The organism is Streptomyces endophytica, from assembly GCF_026153355.1.
Lineage (GTDB): Bacteria > Actinomycetota > Actinomycetes > Streptomycetales > Streptomycetaceae > Streptomyces > Streptomyces endophytica.
The window spans coordinates 469,411-488,541 of sequence record NZ_CP110636.1 but is presented as its reverse complement, the minus strand read 5'-3'; the positions used below and the strand labels follow the sequence as shown (position 1 = coordinate 488,541).

Genomic DNA, 19,131 nt, shown 5'->3' with positions numbered 1-19,131 from the left:
CGCGCGGTGACCGGACAGAGCACGACAGACGGGTACGACGACCCCGCGGAGCGGCCGGAGGACTGGTGGGTCTTCCGCGGCCCCGCGGGGCTGCCCGCCCCACCGCCCTGGCGGCACCTGACCGCCGCCCGCGGCACCGCACCCCGCGCGCCCTACCTCCTGGAGCGCAACGAGATCTCCGTCGTCAACGCCGCCCTGCACCTGCACCGCCCGCTGCTGGTCACCGGCCGCCCCGGCGCCGGCAAGAGCTCGCTGGCCCGCGCGGTGGCCGAGGAACTGGGCCTCGGCGAGGTGCTCCGCTGGTCGGTCAACAGCCGCTCCACCCTCCAGGACGCCCTCTACCGCTACGACGCGGTGGGCCGGCTCCGCGAGGCGTCGCTGCGCCGCGAACGCGAGGCGGCCCGCGGCTCCGCGCGCCGTCCCCGGGCCCGCCGCACCACCGGCGCCGGCGACATCGGCCAGTACCTGCGCCTCGGCCCGCTGGGCAGCGCCCTGGCCGCCGACCGCCCCCGGGTCCTGCTCGTCGACGAGCTCGACAAGGCCGACCTCGACCTGCCCAACGACCTGCTGGTGGTGCTGGAGGAGGGCGAGTTCGAGATCCCGGAGCTGGCCCGGCTGCCCGAGCACCAGCAGGAGGTGCAGGTCCGCCTGAGCGGGAGCCGGGAGCGGGTGACGGTCCGGCGCGGGGTGGTGCGCTGCGCCCACTTCCCGATCGTCATCATGACCAGCAACGGCGAACGGGACTTCCCGCCGGCCTTCATGCGCCGCTGCGTACGGCTCGACCTGCCCGAACCGACCGGCGACCGGCTGCGGAAGATCATCGAGCACAACCTGGGCGAGGAGGCCGTCGCCGCCGCCGAGGACCTCATCGAGGTCTTCCACCAGCGCGCGAAGACCCAGACCCTGGCCACCGACCAGCTGCTGGCCGCCGTCCATCTGCGGATCAGCGGCGCCGACCTCGGCAAGGAAGAGCTGCTCGCCGCCGTCCTGCACCGCCTCGACGAACCGCTGTCGCCATGATGGACCGACTGCACCGGACGCTGGCGGCCGCCGGGTACGACCTCGCGGCCACCGAACTCCTCGACGTGCTGTGGCTGGCACGGGCGATGGAGGGGGAGGGGCGTGCGGCGACCGGGCCGCGGCGGGGCGAGCCGGGGGATCGGGAGCGGGCGGCCGGAGAGCCGGGAGGGCCCGGGGAGTCGGGCGAACCCGGGACGCCGGGGGCCGCTGACGAGGGTGCCGGGGTGACGCGTCCGACGAAGCGGCCGGTGGCGGCCGGACCGCGGCGGGCACCACCGCCCCGGAGCGGCCCGCCGGGCCCGCGGACCCTGACGGCCCCTCCGACCCGCCCCGCCGCGCCCTCTACGCCATGGGCAGCCAGGGCGGCGGGCCGGACGGCGGCGGGCCCGGCCCGCGCGGGTGCCCGGCGGGCGGGCGCTGCCCGACGCCCGCCAACTGGGCGGCGCGCTGCGCCCGTTGCGGCGGACCCGGGCGCACCCGCACCGCAGGGTCCCCGACGTCGAGGCGACCGTCCGGCTCACCGCCGAGACCGGCTTCCTCGACGTCGTCTCCCGGCCCGACCGGGAACGGCACTGGTCGGCCGAGCTGTGGGTGGACACCTCCGCGGCCATGCAGGTGTGGGGCTCGCTCGCCGCCGAGCTGCGGACGCTGCTCGTCCGGAGCGCGGTGTTCCGTTCCGTCCGGGTACGGGCGATCGACCCCCGCGGCCCGCTGCCCCGCCGCCGCTCCGGGGGCACGACGGTCACCTTCGTCCTCACCGACGGTACGGACCCCGGCTGGCGCGGACCGCAGGCCCTACCGGCCCTGACCGCGTACGGACGGGCGGACCGGTGGCCGTGATCAACCCCCTCCCGCGCCGGCTGTGGCGCGGTACGGCCCTCGACGCCCGCCCCCAACTCCTCTCCGCGCCGGGTGAGTTCGACCCGCCCGGACGGCTGGTGGTGTGTGACCCGCTCAGCGGTGAGCGCGACCCGGAGGCGGCGGGGCTGTTCGCGCTGCCCGTGCTGCACCCCACCGCGTCCGCACTGGAGCAGTGGGTCGGACTGCTCACCCGCCCCGGGGTGCCGCACCTGATCGACACCGCCCTGCTGTCCGGGACACCGCAGCCCGCCCCGCCGTCCCCGCCCCACGGCAGCGCCGAGGAACTGCTCACCCACTTCCGCGGCGCGTTCTCCCCGGAGGCCTACCGCCTCGCCGTCCGCCTCTCCGCGATCCGCCCGCTGACCACGCCGCTGATGCAGCTGGTGCGGGCGGCCACGATGCGCGACGCGAGCCCCACCCATGTCGCGGAGATCCTGCTCGGCGGCCTGCTGGAGCGCACGGACCGGACCGCGGAGGCGACCGCCGTCCGGGCCCTGGACCGGGCCCTGGGCGCGCCCGCGCCGGGCCGGCCGGTCCAGCCGGTCTACGACTTCCGGCCGGGCGTGCGCGAGTTGCTGTTCAGCGGGCTCGGCACCGAACAGGCCGTGGAGGTCGTCGAGGCCGTCGGCCGTTCCCTGGAGCCGTACATGGGACGGCTGCCGGACTTCCCCGTTCTGATGGGCGACGACGAGGGCGAGCTGCGGCTGGACGCCTCGGCGCGCGCGTTCGCCGTCCTCGCCAGCCCGGTGCTGGAGCGGATGGGCGGCGCGGTGCCGGGCCCGCGCGCCGGTAGCGGCCCGGAGCCGCGCCGCGCGCTGCCGCCCGCCGTGCCGTCCGCGGAGTTGCGCTTCACGGTCCTGGGACCGGTACGGGCCCGGCGCGGGGAGACCCCCCTCGCGCTCGGTTCCCCGCAGCAGCGCGCCCTGCTCGCCGCGTTGCTGCTCCGCCGGGGGCACCGGGCCACCGCGTCCGAACTCGTCGCCGGCCTCTGGGGGGACGAGCCCCCGCCCGCGGCGCTCGCCGCGCTGCGCACGTACGCCGCGCGGCTGCGCCGGGCGCTCGGCGAGGACGGAGAGCTCCTGGTCGGCGCGGGCGATGGCTATGCGCTGTGCGGCCCCGACGGCAGCCCGCCCGCCCTCGATCTGGACGAGGCGGAGCGGCTGATCGCGCGGGCGCGTGCCGCCCGGGACCCGGCGGAGGCCCGCCGACTGCGTGACGCCGCCCTGGAGTTGTGGGACGGCGAGCCGCTCGCCGGGCTGCCCGGGCCGTACGCGGCGGCGCAGCGGGCCCGGCTCGCGCGGTGGCGGAGCGAGCTCCTGGTGGAGGAGCACCCCCCGGCGACGGCCGGGGCGCCTTCGGTGGTGTCGCCGGGGCGGTCCGCGCTGCGGATGCTCGACGACCGGCTCACCCCGGACGCGCGCCGGGCCCTGCGGCTGCTCGCCGTACCGGAGGCGCCGGACCTCTCGGCCGGTGCCGCGGCGGCCCTGCTCGACGTCCCGGGGGAACGCGGCCGGGCGCTGCTGGCAGGGCTGCTGACGGCCGGCGCGCTCACGGAGACGGCCCCCGGCCGCTACGGCCATGCCGGCCAACTACGCCCGCTCGTACGCGAGTTGAGATCGGAGCTGTCCGAGGAGGAGCGTACCGGGGCGCTCTCCCGGCTGCTGACCTGGTACGTCGCCCTGGGCGGCAGGTGCACACTCTCCGCTCCCCCGGCGGGCGGCTGACGCAGGACCTCGTCCGTGCCCCGGCGGCCGGTGTGCAGGACCTCCAGGACGCCGCCCGCGCCCTGGCCGTGTGGACCGAGGAGACGCCGCCGGCGCTCGCGCTCGTCCGGCAGGCCGTGGCGGACGCCCCGAAGTTGGTCCGGAGCGCCGCGGATCTGCTGCTGCTCGCGCAGGTGACGGCGGACTGCGGGGCACACGCCGCCGCGTTCGAACCGGCCGCGGCCGCGGTGGCGGCCCGGGCGGCCATGGACGGCGACGCCCGCGCCGAGGCCCGGGCCCGGGTCGCGCTCGCCGAGTGCGCGGCCGCCGTCGGGCGGTTTGCCCGCGCCGAACGGGAGGCCCGGGAAGCAGTGCGCCTCGCCCGGGCGGCGAACGACCCCCTCGCGCTCTTCCGTGCCCCGCTGGCGGCCGGGTTGATCGCCCTCCACCAACACCGGCACGACGACGCCGAGCGGCACCTCACCGCGGCCTGGGAGCGCTGCCGCGGCCGGGGTGACCGGCTGGGCGAGGCCACCGTGCTCGGCGCACTCGCCCGGGTCTGGGCGGCGACCGGCAGCAGCGACGCCGTCCTGTTCGCCGAGCGGGGTGTGGGCCTGCACCGCGCCTCCGGCGACGGCTCCCCGGGCCTCGCGCACGCCCGGTACGCCCTGGCCGAGGCGCTGTCGGCGGCCGGCCGGCACGCCGATGCGCTGCGCGAACTCTTCCAGGCGCTGCCGCTCTTCGAGGAGGACCGCCAGCGCCTGTGGGCGGGCCGCACCCGTGGCCGGATGGCCGCGGAGATGGTCGCGCTGATCCGGCCCGGCGACGCGGTGGCCGCGGCGCAGGACGCCGCCGGGCGGCTGCTGGTGCCGGGCGGTGAGCGGTGGCGCGCCGATGCGCTGACCGTGCTGGGGCAGGCCGAGTCCGCGCTGGGGCGCAGACAGAGCGCCCAGGGGTACTGGCGCGAAGCGCTCGCCGTCTACGAGGAGTTCGGCGCCCCGGAGGCCGCCGAGGTGCGCGCCCTGGTGGGGAGAGGGCGTCCGTGGCGGTGCGGCCGGGGACGGGCGGGGCGCGTGCCGCGGCCGTGTCGCGCACCGCGGACGCCGCGAGCACCGGCACGGCCCTGCGTGAGCTCACCGCGGCCGTCCGCACCCTCCGCGACCAGCTCCGGCTCCGGCTCCAGGGCGCCGACGGTGGCCGGGGGGAGCCGGGCCGGGGCGATCCGGCCGGTTCCTCCGGGGGCCGGGGCCTCGAAGAGCTCGAAACGCTCGAAGAGTTCGAAGCGCTTGAAGAGCTCGAAGTGCTCGAAGCGGAACTCGCGGGTCATATCGCTGACTTCGAGCGGACGAGCCGGGTGCGGCGGGCCGAGCTCAGCCGGCTGCGGGCAGAGCTGGAGTCGGCGATATCCGCCGCGGCACCGGGGGAGCGGGGTGCCGGCGCGGCGGATGCGGCCGGCGTGGTCCGCGACCTCAGCCGTCGTCTCGCGCCGTAGCCGGGCCGCCCGGACGCAGGAAGTCCGCCAGCGCCGCGGCGAGTTCAGCGGGCGCGTCCTCCTGGACGAGATGGCCCGCGCCCTCGATGAGGTGCAGCCGCGCGCCGGGATGCGGGCCGCCAGCTCCTGCCCCTTCGCGGCCGGGATCCAGGTGTCCTCGGCACCCCAGCAGATCAGGGTCGGCAGGTCGAGTTCGCCGTAACGGCCCTGGATCTCGTCGGTGAACCGCTGGTCGTTCTGCTGGATCTGCCGGTAGAACGCCGGTTGCCCGGCGTCCGTGCACCACGGCTCCACCAGCCGGTCGAGGACCTCCGGACGCAGGCCCGGGCGGCTCGCGGAGGAGACGTACGCCCGCACCAGCGCCCGGTGCAGCTCCGGCGGCAGCTGCCCGAAGACGCCGGGGTGGGCGCCCAGCAGCCGATAGGTGGGCGAGCCCCAGGGCGCCAGGGCCACGGGGTCGACCAGCGCCAGCCGGGCGTACCGCGCACCGTGCAGCAGATGGGCCCGCAGCGCGACGCAGCCGCCGATGTCATGGGCGACCACGGCCGGCCGGGACGCCCCCCGGTCCAGCTCCCAGTGCGCCAGCAGCTCGCCGAACACCCGGGCCTGCGCGGCGAGCGAGACGTCCTGGCCGTCCCGCTGCGCGGAGGCGCCGTATCCGGGCATGTCCCAGACGTACACCCGGTGGTGGGCGGCGAGCGCCCGCGCGATGCCGCGCCAGACGTACGACGAGAACGGCGTGCCGTGCAGCAGCACCACCGGCGGTGCGCCGGCCGACCGCTCCCCGAGGGCGGCCCACCGCACCTCGTCCCCCGACGCCGTGCGGAACGTACGATCCAGCAGCCACCGTGTCATGACCGTAAGGGTATTTACTCCTTACGGCCGTGTCGAGGGGACGGGCGAGCCCGGTGGCCGGGCATGCGCCCCCGCGCCGGGCGTGCGCCCCGGGGGCGCCTCGTAGAATCAGGGCACCATGGTTTACCTCGACCACGCCGCCACCACCCCGATGCTCCCGGAGGCGGTGCAGGCGATGACCGCCCAGCTGACCGTCACGGGGAACGCGTCCTCGCTGCACGCCGACGGCCGGCGGGCCCGCCGCACCGTTGAGGAGGCGCGGGAATCCCTCGCCGCCTCGCTCGGCGCACGTCCGAGTGAGATCGTCTTCACGGCGGGCGGCACCGAGGCCGACAACCTCGCGGTCAAGGGCCTGTACTGGTCCCGCCGGGCGGCCGACCCGGCCCGCGACCGGGTGCTCGCCAGCCCCGTGGAGCACCATGCCGTCCTCGATGCCGTGGAGTGGCTCGCCGAGCAGGAGGGCGCCCGCGTCGAGTGGCTGCCGGTCGACGCGTACGGCCGGGTGCACGCCGAGGCGCTGCGCGAGGCGATCGTCCGCAACCCCGCCGATGTCGCGCTGGCCACCGTCATGTGGGCCAACAACGAGATCGGCACCATCCAGCCGGTCCGTGAACTCGCCGAGGTGGCAAGGGAGTTCGACATCCCGCTGCACGCCGACGCGGTGCAGGCGGTGGGCCAGCTGGAGGTCGACTTCGCCGCCTCCGGACTGGCCGCGATGACGGTCTCCGGACACAAGATCGGCGGCCCGTACGGCATCGGCGCGCTGCTGCTGGGCCGCGAGTACGCCCCGGTGCCGGTGCTGCACGGCGGCGGCCAGGAGCGGCACGTCCGCTCCGGCACCCTCGACACCCCCGCCATCGCGGCCTTCGCCGCCGCCGCCCGGCACGCCGTGGCGCATCGCGCGGACTTCGCCCGGGACATCGGCGCGCTGCGCGACGACCTGGTCAAGGCGGTGCGGGCGGCCGCTCCGGACGCCGTCCTCGGCGGCGACCCGGACCCGGCCGGCCGGCTCCCGGCCAACGCGCACTTCTCCTTCCCCGGCTGCGAGGGCGACTCCCTGCTGCTCCTCCTGGACGCCCAGGGCATCGCCTGCTCCACGGGCTCCGCCTGCACCGCCGGCGTCGCCCAGCCCAGCCACGTCCTGCTGGCCACGGGCATGTCCCCCGACCTGGCCCGCGGCACGCTGCGCTTCTCCCTGGGGCACACCTCCACCGCGGAGGACGTGGCGGCGCTGGCACAGGCCATCGGCCCGGTGGTCGAACGCGCCCGGAGCGCGGGGCTGAGCTAAGGCGTCCCTTCCGGGCGGGTTCCGGCCGGTGTCCGGCCGCCCGGACGAGGCGCAGATAGCGGTCCCAGTCCCAGTGGGGCCGGGGTCGGTGTGGTCCGTGCCCGGCACCTCCACATGGCCGACGATGTGTTCCCGGTCGGCCGGGAAGCCGTAGCGGCGGCAGATGTCGGCGGTCAGCCGGGCCGAGGACTCGTACATGGCGTCGGTGAAGCCCTCCGGGCGGTCGACGAAGCCCTCGTGCTCGATGCCGATGCTCCGCTCGTTGAAGCCGCGGTTCCCGGCGTGGAACGCCACGTCCAGCTCCCGCACCATCTGGGCGATGTGCCCGTCCTTGCGGACGACGTAGTGGGCCGCCGCCTCGTGGTCGGCGTTCCGGAACACCCGCAGCGCGGTGGCGTAGCTGCCCTGGACGACGTGGATGACCACCCGGTCGACGGGGTAGTCGGCGGGCCGGTCCGCCCGGCGGTAGTTCGCCCCGGACGCCGCCACCCACTGGGCGCCCCGGTAGTCGACCTCGCCGGCCCGCCGCGGCAGGTCGTTCCCCGGCAGCTGCCACCACCAGTGCCGCAGCTCGTCCCACCCGGTCGCCACCACGGCTCCGGCGGCCACCGCCCCGCCGCCCGCCAGCCACAGCGCCCGCCGCCGGGTGACCCCCGCCCCGCCGCCCCGCCGCCCGTCCCGCGGGACGTCCCGCCGCTGGTCGTCCCGGACCTCCGGCCGCTGGTCGTCCCGGCCCTCCGGCCCCCCGTCCCGCTGTTCCGCCGCCTCGTCCCGCTGCCCCGCGGCCGGCTCCCCGGCCCTGCTCTTCCCCATGCGCTGCTTAACGCTTTCCGCACTGTCGGCGGTTCCGTCTACTCTGGACGGGCTATGACTGATGACGCCCCCCGCCGCCTCCGCGTACTCGCCGCCATGTCCGGCGGTGTCGACTCCGCCGTCGCCGCCGCCCGCGCCGCCGAGGCCGGCCACGACGTGACCGGTGTGCATCTCGCCCTCTCCGAGAACCCGAAGTCCTTCCGCACCGGCGCCCGCGGGTGCTGCACGATCGAGGACTCGCACGACGCCCGCCGCGCCGCCGACGTCATCGGCATCCCTTCTACGTCTGGGATCTCGCCGAGCGCTTCCGCGAGGACGTCGTCGACGACTTCATCGCGGAGTACGAGGCCGGACGCACCCCGAACCCCTGCCTGCGCTGCAACGAGAAGATCAAGTTCGCCGCGCTGCTGGACAAGGCGCTGGCCCTCGGCTTCGACGCGGTGTGCACCGGCCACTACGCCACGGTCGTGGTGCGGCCGGACGGCAGCCGCGAGCTGCACCGCGCCTCCGACATGGCCAAGGACCAGTCCTACGTCCTCGGCGTCCTCGACGACCGCCAGCTGGCGCACGCCCTGTTCCCGCTCGGCGACACGGAGACGACCAAGGCGGAGATCCGCGAGGAGGCCGCCCGGCGCGGACTGTTCGTCGCCAAGAAGCCGGACAGCCACGACATCTGCTTCATCGCCGACGGCGACACCCAGGGCTTCCTCGCCAAGCGCCTCGGCACGGCCCCCGGCGACATCGTCGACGAGGCCGGCAACCGCCTCGGCAGCCACGAGGGCGCGTACGGCTTCACGATCGGCCAGCGCAAGGGCCTGCGGATCGGCCACCCGGCCCCGGACGGCAAGCCGCGCTACGTCCTCGACATCTCCCCGGTCGACAACACCGTCACGGTCGGCCCCGTCGAGTCCCTCGACGTCACCGGCCTCACCGCGATCCGCCCCCGCTGGTGCGGCCGCCCGCCGACGGCCGGCCCCGCCACGTACACCGCGCAGCTGCGCGCCCACGGCGGCGAGACCGAGGTCACCGCGGAGCTGATCGACGGCACCGAGCTCCGGGTGAGCTTCACCGAGCCGGTCCGCGGCGTCGCCCCCGGCCAGGCCATCGTCCTCTACGACGGCACCCGCGTCGTCGGCTCCGCCACGATCGCCACGACGGAGCGGCGGGCCCGGGCGCAGGAGGCCGCTCAGTAGGTGTAGAGGGCCGTGGTGTCGAGGGCGAGGTCAAACGGTTCGCCGATCGGCACCGGCTTGCCGAAGTCGGTCTCCAGCGACGCGCGGTAGTGCTCCCCCTCAGGCAGCGAGTAGAGCAGGCACTTGCCCTCTATGGGATTCACGATGAGGTAGTACGGAATTCCCGCCTGGGCGTACTTCTTCACCTTCTTGTCGGTGTCGTTCTCGGGATTGGATTCCGAGACGACCTCGCCGACGAGGATGACTTCGTCGGCGGGGGACTGCTTGAGCCGGGTGCCGCGGTAGGAGGCGGCGGCCACGGAGAAATCCGGCCGGAGGAGCGTTTTGCCGTGCCACCCTTCGTGGACGGTGTCCACGCGGGTCATGACGGACCACTCGCGTCGAATTCCTCGAATCGCCGCATCTCCTCGGTCTGCACCGGGCCCTCCCTCTGCACTGTCATGGGTGTGCCCTCCCCAGCCCACGTGGTTCACAGGCAGGAGACGCTGACCACCACGATGCGTTCCCCACGCACGTCCGTGAGATAGCTCAGCATGAGATATCGCCCCCCGGGCGTCTTCCCGTGCTCGACCCGAAGCCCCGGCGACGGCCCTTGGTAGGCAGCGCCTTCCAAGTAGACCATCGAGTTGACGACGGCGAGCTCGGCACAGATCCGTTCGGTCTCTGCTCTGACCGGTGGCGGCAGGCTGTCACCGTAGTCGTCGGGCTCGTACTCCCACGTCCACGTGCTCACCCGGCCTCCAGCGCCTCGACCTCACACTGCGCGGTGCGCACGATGCTCCCGATCAGTCGAACGGCGGCCTGTCTTTCGTTCCCTGCCTCGCTGGACTCCAGCACCTGCTCCGCCGCGTGGAATCGGGCTGCTCGGACCGGATCACGCTCGATGGCGACGAAGATGGCCCAGCGCCGGTAGAACATGCGGATCGGCGCCGTGCTGCCGTCCTGGCCCGCCCTGTCGAACGCCTGCTGCATCTCCTCGACCAGCTCCGGGAGCTTGGCGGGGGCCAGGGCGGCGACTGCTGCGCGCAGTGCCGGGAGCGTCAGATCAGGCATCGGCATGAGGGGACCGTCGCTGTGCACTGGTTGGCTGCTCATGCGGAACTCGTCTCCTCGCTCTGCCGGGCGTCCCAGCCTACTCGCGCGCCTACCACAGCTGCCGGGAATCCTGACGGCACCCGTGGCGCGGTTCGTGTCATGCGGCACACCGCACCTCCGGCGAGCCGGAGCGACAGCCCCGGCAGCGCCCGGGCCGGTCGGCGCGGAAGGCGTGGTCGCAGCCGTCGCAGTTCTGGAGGGGGATGACGGGCGGGCGTGACCGGTCGGGGTGTGGGGGCGGGGCCGTGCGGGTCGGTGGTCGCAGGGCGGCGAGCCGGTGGGCGAGGAGACGGGCCGGGCGGCGGGTGAGGCGTGCGGGGAGGCCGCTGGTCAGGGCTTCGGTGATCTCCTGTGGGGCCGCCCCGCGGTCGAGCCAGTCCGTGACGGCCGGGGCGAGGGCCGCGATCTCCCGCTCGGAGAGGAGGAGGCGGCGGTCGCGGTGGGGGAGGCGGGTGAGGAGGTCGGTGGCCTCGGGGGCGGCTTCCGGCATCGGCTGCGGGGGCTCGGCGGGCTCCGGTACGGGGTGCGGCCCGCCCTCCGTCTCCTGGTCGTTCGTCGGCTCCTCCGGCGCCGCACCCGGCAGGTCGTAGGCGAAGGTCCGGGTGATGATCCGGCCGCCCGGCCCGCGCTCGATACGGCGCTCCAGCCAGCCCTCGTCCTCCAGCTCGCGTAACGCGTCGGCGATGGCTTTCTTGCCCTCGGCGAAGTGCGTACAGAGGGCGGCGATGGTGATGGGCGCGCCATCGGGGAGGGACAGGATGTACGCGGCGACGCCGACCGTGACCGCGCTACCGGCGCGCTGCGCAAGGCGGTTGGCGAGGACGGTGAAGTGGGAGGTCTGGCGCCTGCGGATGTGGATGACGCCGCTGGAGGCGCACGGGGGCGCGGGCGAGGGCGCGTTAGACTGCGCTGAAGTCATCGGGAAGCTCTTCTCTTCCTGGTGATCAGGCCCTCGGGTCGGGATTGCCGTCCCGCCGAGGGCCGTTCCATGTGCGGTTGTTGTGGTGGTCTGACTGCGGCGAGCGTAACCGCATTCCGGACGCTTCCGCGCCCAAGTCACCCAATGGGGTGAGGAGTTGGGTGACGAGGGCGGCGGTAGGTGGGTGGGGTTCTCTCCCCGGGTTCTTTGGTAGTCGGCCGGGTCACCGGCGGCCGGTGGGGCGGAGCCTGGTGCCGCCCCACCGGTGTCCGCTCAGACGGCTTCCGGTGCGACCTGCGCGTACGCGAGGAAGGACGCCCAGGCGGCCGGGGTGACGGTGAGGTGGGGGAGCGCGGTGTCCTTGGAGTCGCGGATGTGGATCGTGTGGGGGCAGGTGGCGACCTCGACGCAGGCTTCACCCTGTCCGCCGCTGTAACTCGACTTCCGCCAGGCGACGGCGATTTCGATGCAGGCTTCGCCGTCACCACCGCTGTAACTGCTCTTGAACCATGCCAGTTCGGTGTTCATTCTCGTGCTTCTCCCGTCAGCAGACGCTGAATGAAGGCTCGCGACGCTTCGGCGTCATGGGCCTGCGATCGGATTGTCCCGTACCGGTGACTCAGCACGCTGACGTCGTCGGGATCTGTCAGGAAGTAGCTCCCCTGCTGACCCTCGACGTAGCCGACTGTGTGGTGGTCCCGCGTCTCCAACAGGGTCATTGGGCCGTCTGCGCCGGCGTGGTTTTGCCGGGAGAGCGGCATGATCTGGATCTGGACGTTGTGAAGCTCCCCGAGCTGGAGGAGGTTCCTCAACTCGCCTTCCCAGACTCGTTGTCCACCGATCTTCCGCATGATCACGGGTTCCTCCAGGACGAAGGTGATCCGGCACGGAGGCTTACGCGTCAGCAGCTCCTGTGTGAGCAGCCTGGCCTGAACGACTTTTTCGATCTCGTCGTCGTCCAGGCTCGGGCGGCGGGACCGGAACACCGCCCGCGCATAATCCTCCGTCTGCAACAGTCCGTGCAGGAAGTGCGTCGAGTAGACATGCAGCGCCAGCGCCTCCGCCTGGAGGTTCACGTACTCCTCCGCCCACGCCGGATGATGCTTCTCCGCGACGTCGGGGATCAGTACGCGCAGCACGCCGTTCGCGCCGAGCGCCTGGTCCACCGCGTCGACGTAACCCGGCTTCGGTGGTCGCTCGCCGCGTTCGACCATCGCGATGAGGGACTCGGAGTACGGGATGAGGCCGGCCAGCTCACGGCGTGTCATCTCGCGTTGTTCACGCAGGAAGCGGGACTGCTTCCCGAAGATCCTGAGGGTGACGGGGGGTTCGTCGTTGTGGGGCATCGCACACCTCGCACAGTTGCCGCGTGGTGACGCACAGTCGCGCCGTTCCTGTGGCCAGGCTAGATGCGTGCGCAGATGCTTGTCCGCATGATGAACGAACCACCAGGATCCGAACTTTCCGAGCGTTCGGGTCTGTCCGATGCTGCCGAGGGCGATGGCCCACGGATGAGGCTGCTGCCCTGGACCACGCCGGACGACCGGTCCTGTTTCCTGATCACCGACGGTGCGGGCGGACCGGTGTCCGACCTCGCCGACAGCATCGAGGAGATGCAGCTGGACATCGGCGAGGAGCTGCTGCGCCACGCGCGGGCGATGCATGCCGATCCGAAGGTGCCGGACCGTGAATTCCGCTATCTCTCGCGACGGCTTGCCGAGGCGCTGGACGATGCGCTGCGCGTCGCCCGCAACTGACCGCGGCACTCTCCGGGTACTGCGCCGGGCCTCGGCGTGGAGGTCAACTGGCGCCGGTCCCGAGGGGGTGGGTTTTCCCCCACTGACAAATGTCACGGTGAAGGCAGGACAGACGGGGCTGTCGGCCGGGTGGGGCCGTGCGGGAAGCTGAGGGCGTTGCGGAGGACGGTGGCGCGGAGGGCGGCACCGGGGACGCCGTCAGCTGGTCACAGTCTCAACCGGGGGGAATACACCGTGAGTCGGAAGCAGTCCGTCACCGAGGGCAAGGCGGGGGAGCCGGGCACGCCGGAGAACGCGGGGAAGGCCGTGCTGCGGAGCTTCGTTCCGCTGATCGTGGACGCGGGGGTCCCGATCGCCTCGTACTACGTCCTCAAGGACGGCCTCGGGCTCAGCACGGTGGCGGCGCTGGGCTGGAGCAGTGTGGTGCCGGCGCTGCGGACCGTGTGGGACCTGGTCGCCAGCCGCCGGGTCAACGGCATGGCGCTGCTGATCCTCGTGGTCAACGTGGTCGGGCTGGCGATGACCGCGGTGGCCGGTGACGCGCGGCTGATGATGGCCAAGGACAGCGCGGTGAGCAGCACCATCGGGATCGTCATCCTGCTCTCCGTGCGGTCGAAGCGGCCGCTGATGACGGCGGGCCTCAAGCCCTTCGTGACGAAGGGCAGTGCGGCCGGGGACGCCGCCTGGGACCGGCTGCTGGCGGAATCCGCGGCGTTCCGGCGGGCCGAGCGGCGGTTCTCGGTGATCTGGGGGCCACGCTGCTGACCGAGTGCGTGCTCAAGGTGGTCGGCGCGTACACCCTGCCGGTGGACACCATGGTCTGGCTGGGGACGGTGATGACGGTCGTGGCCATTCTGGTGGCGATGTTCGTCGGCGGCGGCAGCTGCGCGGACCCGATGGAGAAGATGGTCGCGGCCGAGGTCGCGCGCACGGCGGAGGGGGACCGACCGGGGGACGGGTCCGGGCCGGGCGCGGTCGCCGCGGGGGCGGAGCCGGTGGGGGCCGGAGGCTGACGTTCCGGGCGGCGCGGGGGAAGGGTGGTGACGCGGTCACCACCCTTCTTCTGTGGAAAACGCGCTGGCCAGCGACGTTGCCGGTGGTCCGGTAGGCACGCGGAGGGCGAAGGTGTGTGCCGGGCACACCTGGGCGCCGGGGGGAGCGGGACCGCAGGGTGGACTCCACGAACCGGATGAAGGGGGAGTCCGATGGGAGCCCGGTCCACCGTCCTTGCCCGAGCGGGCGAGGTGCCCGAAGCCACTACGTATGGAACAGCGGAGCCGGCGGCGCCCGTCGCCGCCGTGGTCGACGCCGTCGCGTTCGGCCGCGGCCGTGCGCGACGGGCGGCCCGGTCCGCCTACGCACTGCCCGAGCGGGCGTCGGACGCGCTGGTCGACGAGCTGGGCGGAATGCTCTTCGCCTCGCTGGCCCGAAGTGACCAGCGGCGCAAGGGCGAACAGTACCTGCGCGGCCTGCTGGCCGCGCAGGGCCGCAAGTCGATCCGCAACATCGCCTCCTTCGTCGGCGGCCGCACCGCCGAGCAGAGCCTGCACCACTTCATCAGCTCCTCCACCTGGCACTGGCGGCCGATGCGCGCGGCGCTGGCCCGCTACGTCGACCAGGTGCTGCGCCCGGAGGCCTGGGTGGTGCGGCCGATCGTCATCCCCAAGGCCGGGCACCACTCCGTCGGCGTCGAGCGGCGCTACATCCCCTGGCTCGGCCAGGTCGTCAACGGCCAGCAGGCGCTGGGGGCCTGGGCCGCCACCGCGCACGCCGCCGTCCCGGTCGACTGGCAGCTGCTTGGGTCCGGTGACCAGGACGGCGGCGCACCGGACGAGCGGCTCGCGGCGACCCCGGTGGGAGCCGCCGCGGCAACGGTCACCGGGATCGGCGGTGGCTGGGGCCTCAGCGCCCGGCCGGTGGTCCTGGACCTCCCCGGCGCCGAACTCCCCGAGGCCGTCCAGCGGTTCGCGGAGACCAGGCTGTCACTGGTGGCCGTCGCCTCCGGGACCACCCGGGTCGTGCCGGCCGATCCGGCGCTGCCGGGCCTGGGTGGCCGGGAGTTCTCCGCCCAGCAGCTGCTGCACATGGTCCGCACCCTGCGCCGGCCGGTCGACTGGTACGACCCGCTGGCCGGGGCGGTGCGCCGCACCCAGGTCGCCGGCGTCCGGGTGCAGCTCGCCGGGGTGCCGGGGAACCGGCCGTTCCTGCTGGCCGGTGAGTGGGACGCGGCGCGCGGCTGGCCCGGCCACTACTGGCTGAGCGATCTGCGCGGGGTCACCCCCGGCCGGGTGCTGCGGCTGGGCAAACTGGCGCTGCGGGTGGACCGGGACGTCGTCGAAGTCTCCTCGCAGGTGGGCCTGATGGACTTCGAGGGCCGGTCGTACGAGGGCTGGCACCGGCACACCACACTCGCCTCGGCCGCGCACGCGGTCCGCATCCTCAGCGGTGCGGAGAGCGTGCAGCGGGCCGGGTGAGCGGCGATCCGGTCCCGGCCCGGGCCTCAGGGCAGCGGGCGGTGGACCGGTGGCGGTGCTGCGGGCCGTCGTCGTACGGGCGGAGCGCGCCGCGCACCCGCTGGAGCCGCAGGGCGAGCTGGATCTCCAGGGTCTGCGCGGGTTTCTGCCAGTCCGGCCGAGGAGTTCGGTGATCCGCTCCAGGCGCCGGGAGACGGTGTTGGGGTGGACGTGCAGCGCCTCGGCCGCGTACGTCGGGCTGCCGCCGGCGTCGAAGTACGCCTCCAGGGTCTGCACGAGCTGGGTGAACCGCTGCGCGTCGTAGGTGAGCACCGGGCCGATGGCGTCCTCGATGAAGCCGGAGACGTCCCGCACGTCACCCAGCAGTACGCCCAGGAAACCCAGGTCGCGGGCGGAGGCGGTGGTGCCGTGGCAGTCCAGCGCGGCCAGCGCGTCCAGACATCGCATCGCCTCCTGGAACGCCGGGCGCACCGGCTCCAGACCGGTGAACGGGCCCGCGGCGCCGACCGTGACGGGGTGGTCGAGCAGTGGCGTGAGCGCGTCGGAGACCGCCTTGGCGGCGGCGCCCGCGTCCTCGCCCGGCAGCAGCAGCGAGATCACCCCGTCCCGGATGCTGCGCAGCCCGCCCATCCGGTAGGTGTACGACGAGGCCCAGATCAGCGCCCGGCCCTGGGCGCCGCCCTCGGGCCGGGCCACCACCACGACGTGCGGCCGGCCCAGGTCGATGGAGAGCCGGCGGGCCCGCTCCTGGAGCTGCTCGGTCTGGCCGTGCGGGACGGTGAGCAGATCGTCGAAGAAGGCGTCGCGGATCTGGCTCTCGGCGATGGTCGTGCTGCGCAGCATCAGCTGCATGACGGCGGCGGTGCGGGCGGTCTGCTCCAGCAGCCGCTGATCGACCTCGGCGGTGCCGGACGGCCGGACCACGAGCGTGCCCAGGTCCTCGGCGCCGGCCGCGACCGGGGCGACCCAGGTGCCGTCCGGCAGCCGGGCCGGCCGGTGGTGGTGGTGCGCGTCGAGGGCGGCCCGGGCCAGCACCTCGGGCTCCGGGCCGGGCCGTTCGCCGGCCGGGGCGAGGGTGGCCCGTCCGGCCCGACGACCAGCACCGCGGCCTCCAGCTCCTCGCCGGCCAGCTGGGCCAGGGCGTGCAGATCGCCGCCCTCCAGCAGCAGTCCGGTCAGCCGGGCCTGGGCGTCCTGGCCGCGTAACGCCTCGGCCAGGCCGGACTTGGCCGCGGACACCGCGAGTTCGAGCTCGGCGATCTCGGCCTGGACGGTGTTGAGGGTGCGGGACTTCTCGATCGCCACCGCCGCCAGGTCGGCGAGCGAGGTCATCAGCGCGATCTCGTCCGGGGGTGAAGTGCCGGACCTTGCGGTCGGCGCAGTACAGCACCCCGAGGAACGAGTCGGCGTGCCGCAGCGGGACCGCCAGGACCGCGCGCAGCCCCTCGGCGCGCACCACCCCGTCGATGAGCTCGGAGTGCGCGATGCGCTCGTCGGAGAGGTAGTCCGGGCTCCAGAACGGGGCCGAGCCGCCCTGGACGTCCGAGGTCAGCCCGGACGCGCCGGGCACCGGCATGCCCTCGGTCAGCGCGGTGGTCTGGCCGTCCGCGGTGTGTACGTAGAAGTCGCCGCCGGGTCGCCGTCCGTCTCGGTCGGGAAGCTGATGTAGGACATGTCCACGTGCAGCAGCAGCCGGGCCCGCCGGGTGATCACCTTCAGCAGCGCGTGGAGCGTGTACGGGAGGGTGAGGTCGCGGGCGGTCTCGACCAGGGCGTTGAGGCCGGCCTCGCGCTGTTCGCGTGCTGGAAGAGGCCTGGACCCGTAACCCGAGATCGCGGGCGCGGGAGAGCTGGGCGAGGTGTTCGGCCGGGGCGCCGGCGGTCCGGGCCTCATGGACGAGGGCGTCGAAGGCGCTGGGCGGGGCTTCCTGTGCGAGCAGTTCGAGGACGGCGACCACTTCGGCAGCCGTCTCAGGACGCGAAATCACAAACAACCCCCCGCATGGCGAATCCCCCTTCGCGCCTGGGTCGAACGTAGAGGGTGGGACCGGGGCAGTCAACGTTGGACTGAGCCAATGGCTCGAAGGGAGACGTTTACCCGGCGGACCTGGAACAAATCCGTCCGGTCGAGGGTGTTCAGGACACCGGCCGGGCCCCGGAGTGTGTTGTCTGGTGACCTTCTGGCCAAAGGTCTGCGTGGGACAGAGTGTTCACCGGTGCGGCAAGAGAGTCGTACCGCCACAATGTCAACGGCACGGGGGACAAAGATGCGTGCAGCAGTACAGGACTACACCCGCTCGCTCGAACGCAGTGAGCGCGCCCGCACCCACCCGGACCGGCCGAACGTCTTCACCCTCCGCGGCCGCGAATGGGACCTCCTCGACGAGGTCTTCGCCCCCAACTACGCGCCCTCCAGCGGAGTTTCGCTGGAATTCCTCGGCTGCTTCGAGGAGGTGCAGCTGCCCCGCCGCGGCTCCCTGCTGGAAATCGGGTCGGGCACCGGCATCGTCGCGGTGATGGCGGCGCTGATGGGCTGCGACCGGGTGGTGGCCACCGACATCAACCCGCAGGCCGTGCGCAACACCGCCCGCAACGCCCGCCGGCACGGCGTCGACGACCGGCTGCGCGCCGTCTACAGCGACCTCTTCGCGGCCCTGCCCCCGCACGAGCGCTTCGACATGGTCTTCTGGCACTCCAACTACGTGCTCGCACCGACCGATTACCGCTATCGCACCGCCCAGGAATGCGCCTACGTCGACCCCGCTACGAGGCCCACCGCCGGTACCTCGCCGAGGCGCCCGGTGGACCACACCGGGCGGCAGCGCCTACCTCCACTTCAGCAGCCGCGGGGACCTGGACGCGCTGTACGGCCTGGCCGAGGAAACCGGCCGGAAACTGCTCACCCGGCGCCGGCGGGAGATCCAGGACGGCCCGGACACCGTCGAGCACCTGCTCCTCCAGGTGGTGGCCGCCTGATGCGCATCCTCCTGGTCGACAACTACGACTCCTTTCACCTACAACCTCGTCCACCAGATAGCCGGCGTCACCGGCGAACAGCCCGTGGTGATCCGCAACGACGACCCGGACTGGCGCCCCGCGATGCTCGACGACTTCGACGCCGTCGTGTCTCTCGCCCGGGCCCGGAACCCCGGAACGCGCCGGCGACTTCGGCATCTGCCGCGAGATCGTGCAGACCTGCGAACTGCCGCTGCTCGGCATCTGCCTGGGCCACCAGGGCCTGGCCCACTGGCACGGCGGCACCGTCCGCCGCGCCCCGAGCCCCGGCACGGCCGCACCTCCCCCGTACTCCACGACGGCACCGGACTGTTCGCCGGCATCCCTCGCCCACCGAGGTGGTGCGCTACCACTCGCTGACCGTCACGGACCTGCCCGCCGAACTGGAGGCGACCGCCCGGACCCCGGACGGGGGTGCTGATGGCGCTGCGCCACCGCCCACCGCCCCCTGTGGGCGTCCAGTTTCCACCCCGAGTCCATCTGCACCGCGGACGGCCACCGGCTGATCCGCAACTTCGTCGAACTGGCCCGGGCCCACCGGCCGGCCCGGCCCACGGCCGTCGCTCGCCCCCGCGGCCCCGGCGGCCGCGGCCGACGCCCGCCCGCCGCGCCCGCCTGGAGGTCCTGGTCGAGACCGTGCCCACCCGC

General features: G+C 73.9%; 18 protein-coding genes and 6 pseudogenes. 12 read left to right on the top strand and 12 right to left on the bottom strand.

What is annotated here, in order from left to right; genetic code table 11:
• Positions 1-6: 6 nt before the first annotated feature.
• The 3 genes and pseudogenes from OJ254_RS02180 to OJ254_RS31345 form a co-directional block, all read left to right on the top strand.
• Positions 7-1,020 (top strand): AAA family ATPase, encoded by a 1,014-nt coding sequence (locus tag OJ254_RS02180; RefSeq protein ID WP_265361017.1) that lies wholly within the window; start codon positions 7-9, stop codon positions 1,018-1,020.
• A gap of 399 nt (positions 1,021-1,419) precedes the next feature.
• Positions 1,420-1,860, top strand: coding sequence for a hypothetical protein (locus tag OJ254_RS02175; RefSeq protein WP_265361016.1), 441 nt, complete (start codon positions 1,420-1,422; stop codon positions 1,858-1,860).
• Between the two features lie 779 nt (positions 1,861-2,639).
• A pseudogene (locus tag OJ254_RS31345) lies at positions 2,640-3,200 on the top strand (AfsR/SARP family transcriptional regulator); the annotation flags it as partial.
• A gap of 251 nt (positions 3,201-3,451) precedes the next feature.
• Here the strand turns inward: OJ254_RS31345 and OJ254_RS31340 are convergent.
• A complete protein-coding gene (locus tag OJ254_RS31340) occupies positions 3,452-4,285 on the bottom strand; it encodes a hypothetical protein (protein ID WP_423835804.1) in 834 nt (277 codons plus the stop codon).
• Between the two features lie 341 nt (positions 4,286-4,626).
• On the opposite strand from OJ254_RS31340, the gene OJ254_RS02165 reads away from it, so the two are divergent.
• Complete coding sequence (locus OJ254_RS02165) at positions 4,627-5,076, top strand: hypothetical protein (RefSeq protein ID WP_265361014.1); 450 nt, start codon at positions 4,627-4,629, stop codon at positions 5,074-5,076.
• On the opposite strand, the pseudogene OJ254_RS02160 reads toward OJ254_RS02165, so the two are convergent.
• Positions 5,054-5,931 (bottom strand): annotated as a pseudogene (locus tag OJ254_RS02160) (alpha/beta fold hydrolase). The gene OJ254_RS02165 and the pseudogene OJ254_RS02160 overlap by 23 nt on opposite strands.
• A gap of 118 nt (positions 5,932-6,049) precedes the next feature.
• Between OJ254_RS02160 and OJ254_RS02155 the strand changes: the two are divergent.
• Complete coding sequence (locus OJ254_RS02155) at positions 6,050-7,219, top strand: cysteine desulfurase family protein (protein WP_265361013.1); 1,170 nt, start codon at positions 6,050-6,052, stop codon at positions 7,217-7,219.
• A gap of 16 nt (positions 7,220-7,235) precedes the next feature.
• Here the strand turns inward: OJ254_RS02155 and OJ254_RS02150 are convergent.
• Positions 7,236-7,852 (bottom strand): annotated as a pseudogene (locus tag OJ254_RS02150) (N-acetylmuramoyl-L-alanine amidase); the annotation flags it as partial.
• Between the two features lie 234 nt (positions 7,853-8,086).
• Between OJ254_RS02150 and mnmA the strand changes: the two are divergent.
• A pseudogene (gene mnmA, locus OJ254_RS02145) lies at positions 8,087-9,225 on the top strand (tRNA 2-thiouridine(34) synthase MnmA).
• Here mnmA and OJ254_RS02140 read toward each other — a convergent pair.
• From OJ254_RS02140 to OJ254_RS02115, 6 genes are all read right to left on the bottom strand, one after another.
• On the bottom strand, positions 9,219-9,590 hold the full coding sequence (locus OJ254_RS02140) for a Uma2 family endonuclease (protein ID WP_265361012.1): 372 nt from the start codon (positions 9,588-9,590) through the stop codon (positions 9,219-9,221). The pseudogene mnmA and the gene OJ254_RS02140 overlap by 7 nt on opposite strands.
• A 104-nt stretch (positions 9,591-9,694) precedes the next feature.
• The gene (locus OJ254_RS02135) at positions 9,695-9,958 is read right to left on the bottom strand and encodes a hypothetical protein (RefSeq protein ID WP_265361011.1); all 264 of its coding nucleotides are present in this window, start codon (positions 9,956-9,958) and stop codon (positions 9,695-9,697) included.
• Positions 9,955-10,320, bottom strand: coding sequence for a hypothetical protein (locus tag OJ254_RS02130; protein ID WP_265361010.1), 366 nt, complete (start codon positions 10,318-10,320; stop codon positions 9,955-9,957). The genes OJ254_RS02135 and OJ254_RS02130 overlap by 4 nt, the downstream gene beginning before the upstream one ends.
• Positions 10,321-10,417: 97 nt before the next feature.
• Positions 10,418-11,239, bottom strand: coding sequence for a hypothetical protein (locus OJ254_RS02125; protein ID WP_265361009.1), 822 nt, complete (start codon positions 11,237-11,239; stop codon positions 10,418-10,420).
• Positions 11,240-11,512: 273 nt separating this feature from the next.
• The gene (locus OJ254_RS02120) at positions 11,513-11,767 is read right to left on the bottom strand and encodes a DUF397 domain-containing protein (protein ID WP_265361008.1); all 255 of its coding nucleotides are present in this window, start codon (positions 11,765-11,767) and stop codon (positions 11,513-11,515) included.
• On the bottom strand, positions 11,764-12,585 hold the full coding sequence (locus OJ254_RS02115) for a helix-turn-helix domain-containing protein (RefSeq protein ID WP_265361007.1): 822 nt from the start codon (positions 12,583-12,585) through the stop codon (positions 11,764-11,766). Before OJ254_RS02115 ends, OJ254_RS02120 begins: the two co-directional genes overlap by 4 nt.
• Positions 12,586-12,672: 87 nt before the next feature.
• On the opposite strand from OJ254_RS02115, the gene OJ254_RS02110 reads away from it, so the two are divergent.
• The 4 genes and pseudogenes from OJ254_RS02110 (at position 12,673) to OJ254_RS02095 (ending at position 15,774) form a co-directional block, all read left to right on the top strand.
• Positions 12,673-12,996, top strand: a complete 324-nt coding sequence (locus OJ254_RS02110; protein WP_265361006.1) for a hypothetical protein — start codon at positions 12,673-12,675, stop codon at positions 12,994-12,996.
• A 309-nt stretch (positions 12,997-13,305) separates the two neighbouring features.
• A pseudogene (locus tag OJ254_RS02105) lies at positions 13,306-14,009 on the top strand (VC0807 family protein).
• Between the two features lie 192 nt (positions 14,010-14,201).
• Complete coding sequence (locus OJ254_RS02100) at positions 14,202-15,470, top strand: IS701 family transposase (protein WP_265361005.1); 1,269 nt, start codon at positions 14,202-14,204, stop codon at positions 15,468-15,470.
• A gap of 49 nt (positions 15,471-15,519) precedes the next feature.
• The gene (locus OJ254_RS02095; protein ID WP_265365386.1) at positions 15,520-15,774 is read left to right on the top strand and encodes a hypothetical protein; all 255 of its coding nucleotides are present in this window, start codon (positions 15,520-15,522) and stop codon (positions 15,772-15,774) included.
• Here the strand turns inward: OJ254_RS02095 and OJ254_RS02090 are convergent.
• Positions 15,666-16,190: pseudogene (locus tag OJ254_RS02090) on the bottom strand (PucR family transcriptional regulator); the annotation flags it as partial. The gene OJ254_RS02095 and the pseudogene OJ254_RS02090 sit on opposite strands and share 109 nt — an antisense overlap.
• Here OJ254_RS02090 and OJ254_RS02085 point away from each other — a divergent pair.
• On the top strand, positions 16,108-16,362 hold the full coding sequence (locus OJ254_RS02085) for a hypothetical protein (protein WP_265365385.1): 255 nt from the start codon (positions 16,108-16,110) through the stop codon (positions 16,360-16,362). The pseudogene OJ254_RS02090 and the gene OJ254_RS02085 sit on opposite strands and share 83 nt — an antisense overlap.
• Here OJ254_RS02085 and OJ254_RS02080 read toward each other — a convergent pair.
• Together OJ254_RS02080 and OJ254_RS02075 are read right to left on the bottom strand one after the other, a co-directional pair.
• The gene (locus OJ254_RS02080; RefSeq protein ID WP_265361004.1) at positions 16,313-16,801 is read right to left on the bottom strand and encodes a hypothetical protein; all 489 of its coding nucleotides are present in this window, start codon (positions 16,799-16,801) and stop codon (positions 16,313-16,315) included. The two genes, OJ254_RS02085 and OJ254_RS02080, sit on opposite strands and share 50 nt — an antisense overlap.
• A 252-nt stretch (positions 16,802-17,053) precedes the next feature.
• Complete coding sequence (locus OJ254_RS02075; protein ID WP_265361003.1) at positions 17,054-17,362, bottom strand: hypothetical protein; 309 nt, start codon at positions 17,360-17,362, stop codon at positions 17,054-17,056.
• 373 nt (positions 17,363-17,735) lie between these two features.
• On the opposite strand from OJ254_RS02075, the gene OJ254_RS31335 reads away from it, so the two are divergent.
• The gene (locus tag OJ254_RS31335; protein WP_265361002.1) at positions 17,736-18,989 is read left to right on the top strand and encodes a 50S ribosomal protein L11 methyltransferase; all 1,254 of its coding nucleotides are present in this window, start codon (positions 17,736-17,738) and stop codon (positions 18,987-18,989) included.
• Positions 18,990-19,131: the final 142 nt, after the last annotated feature.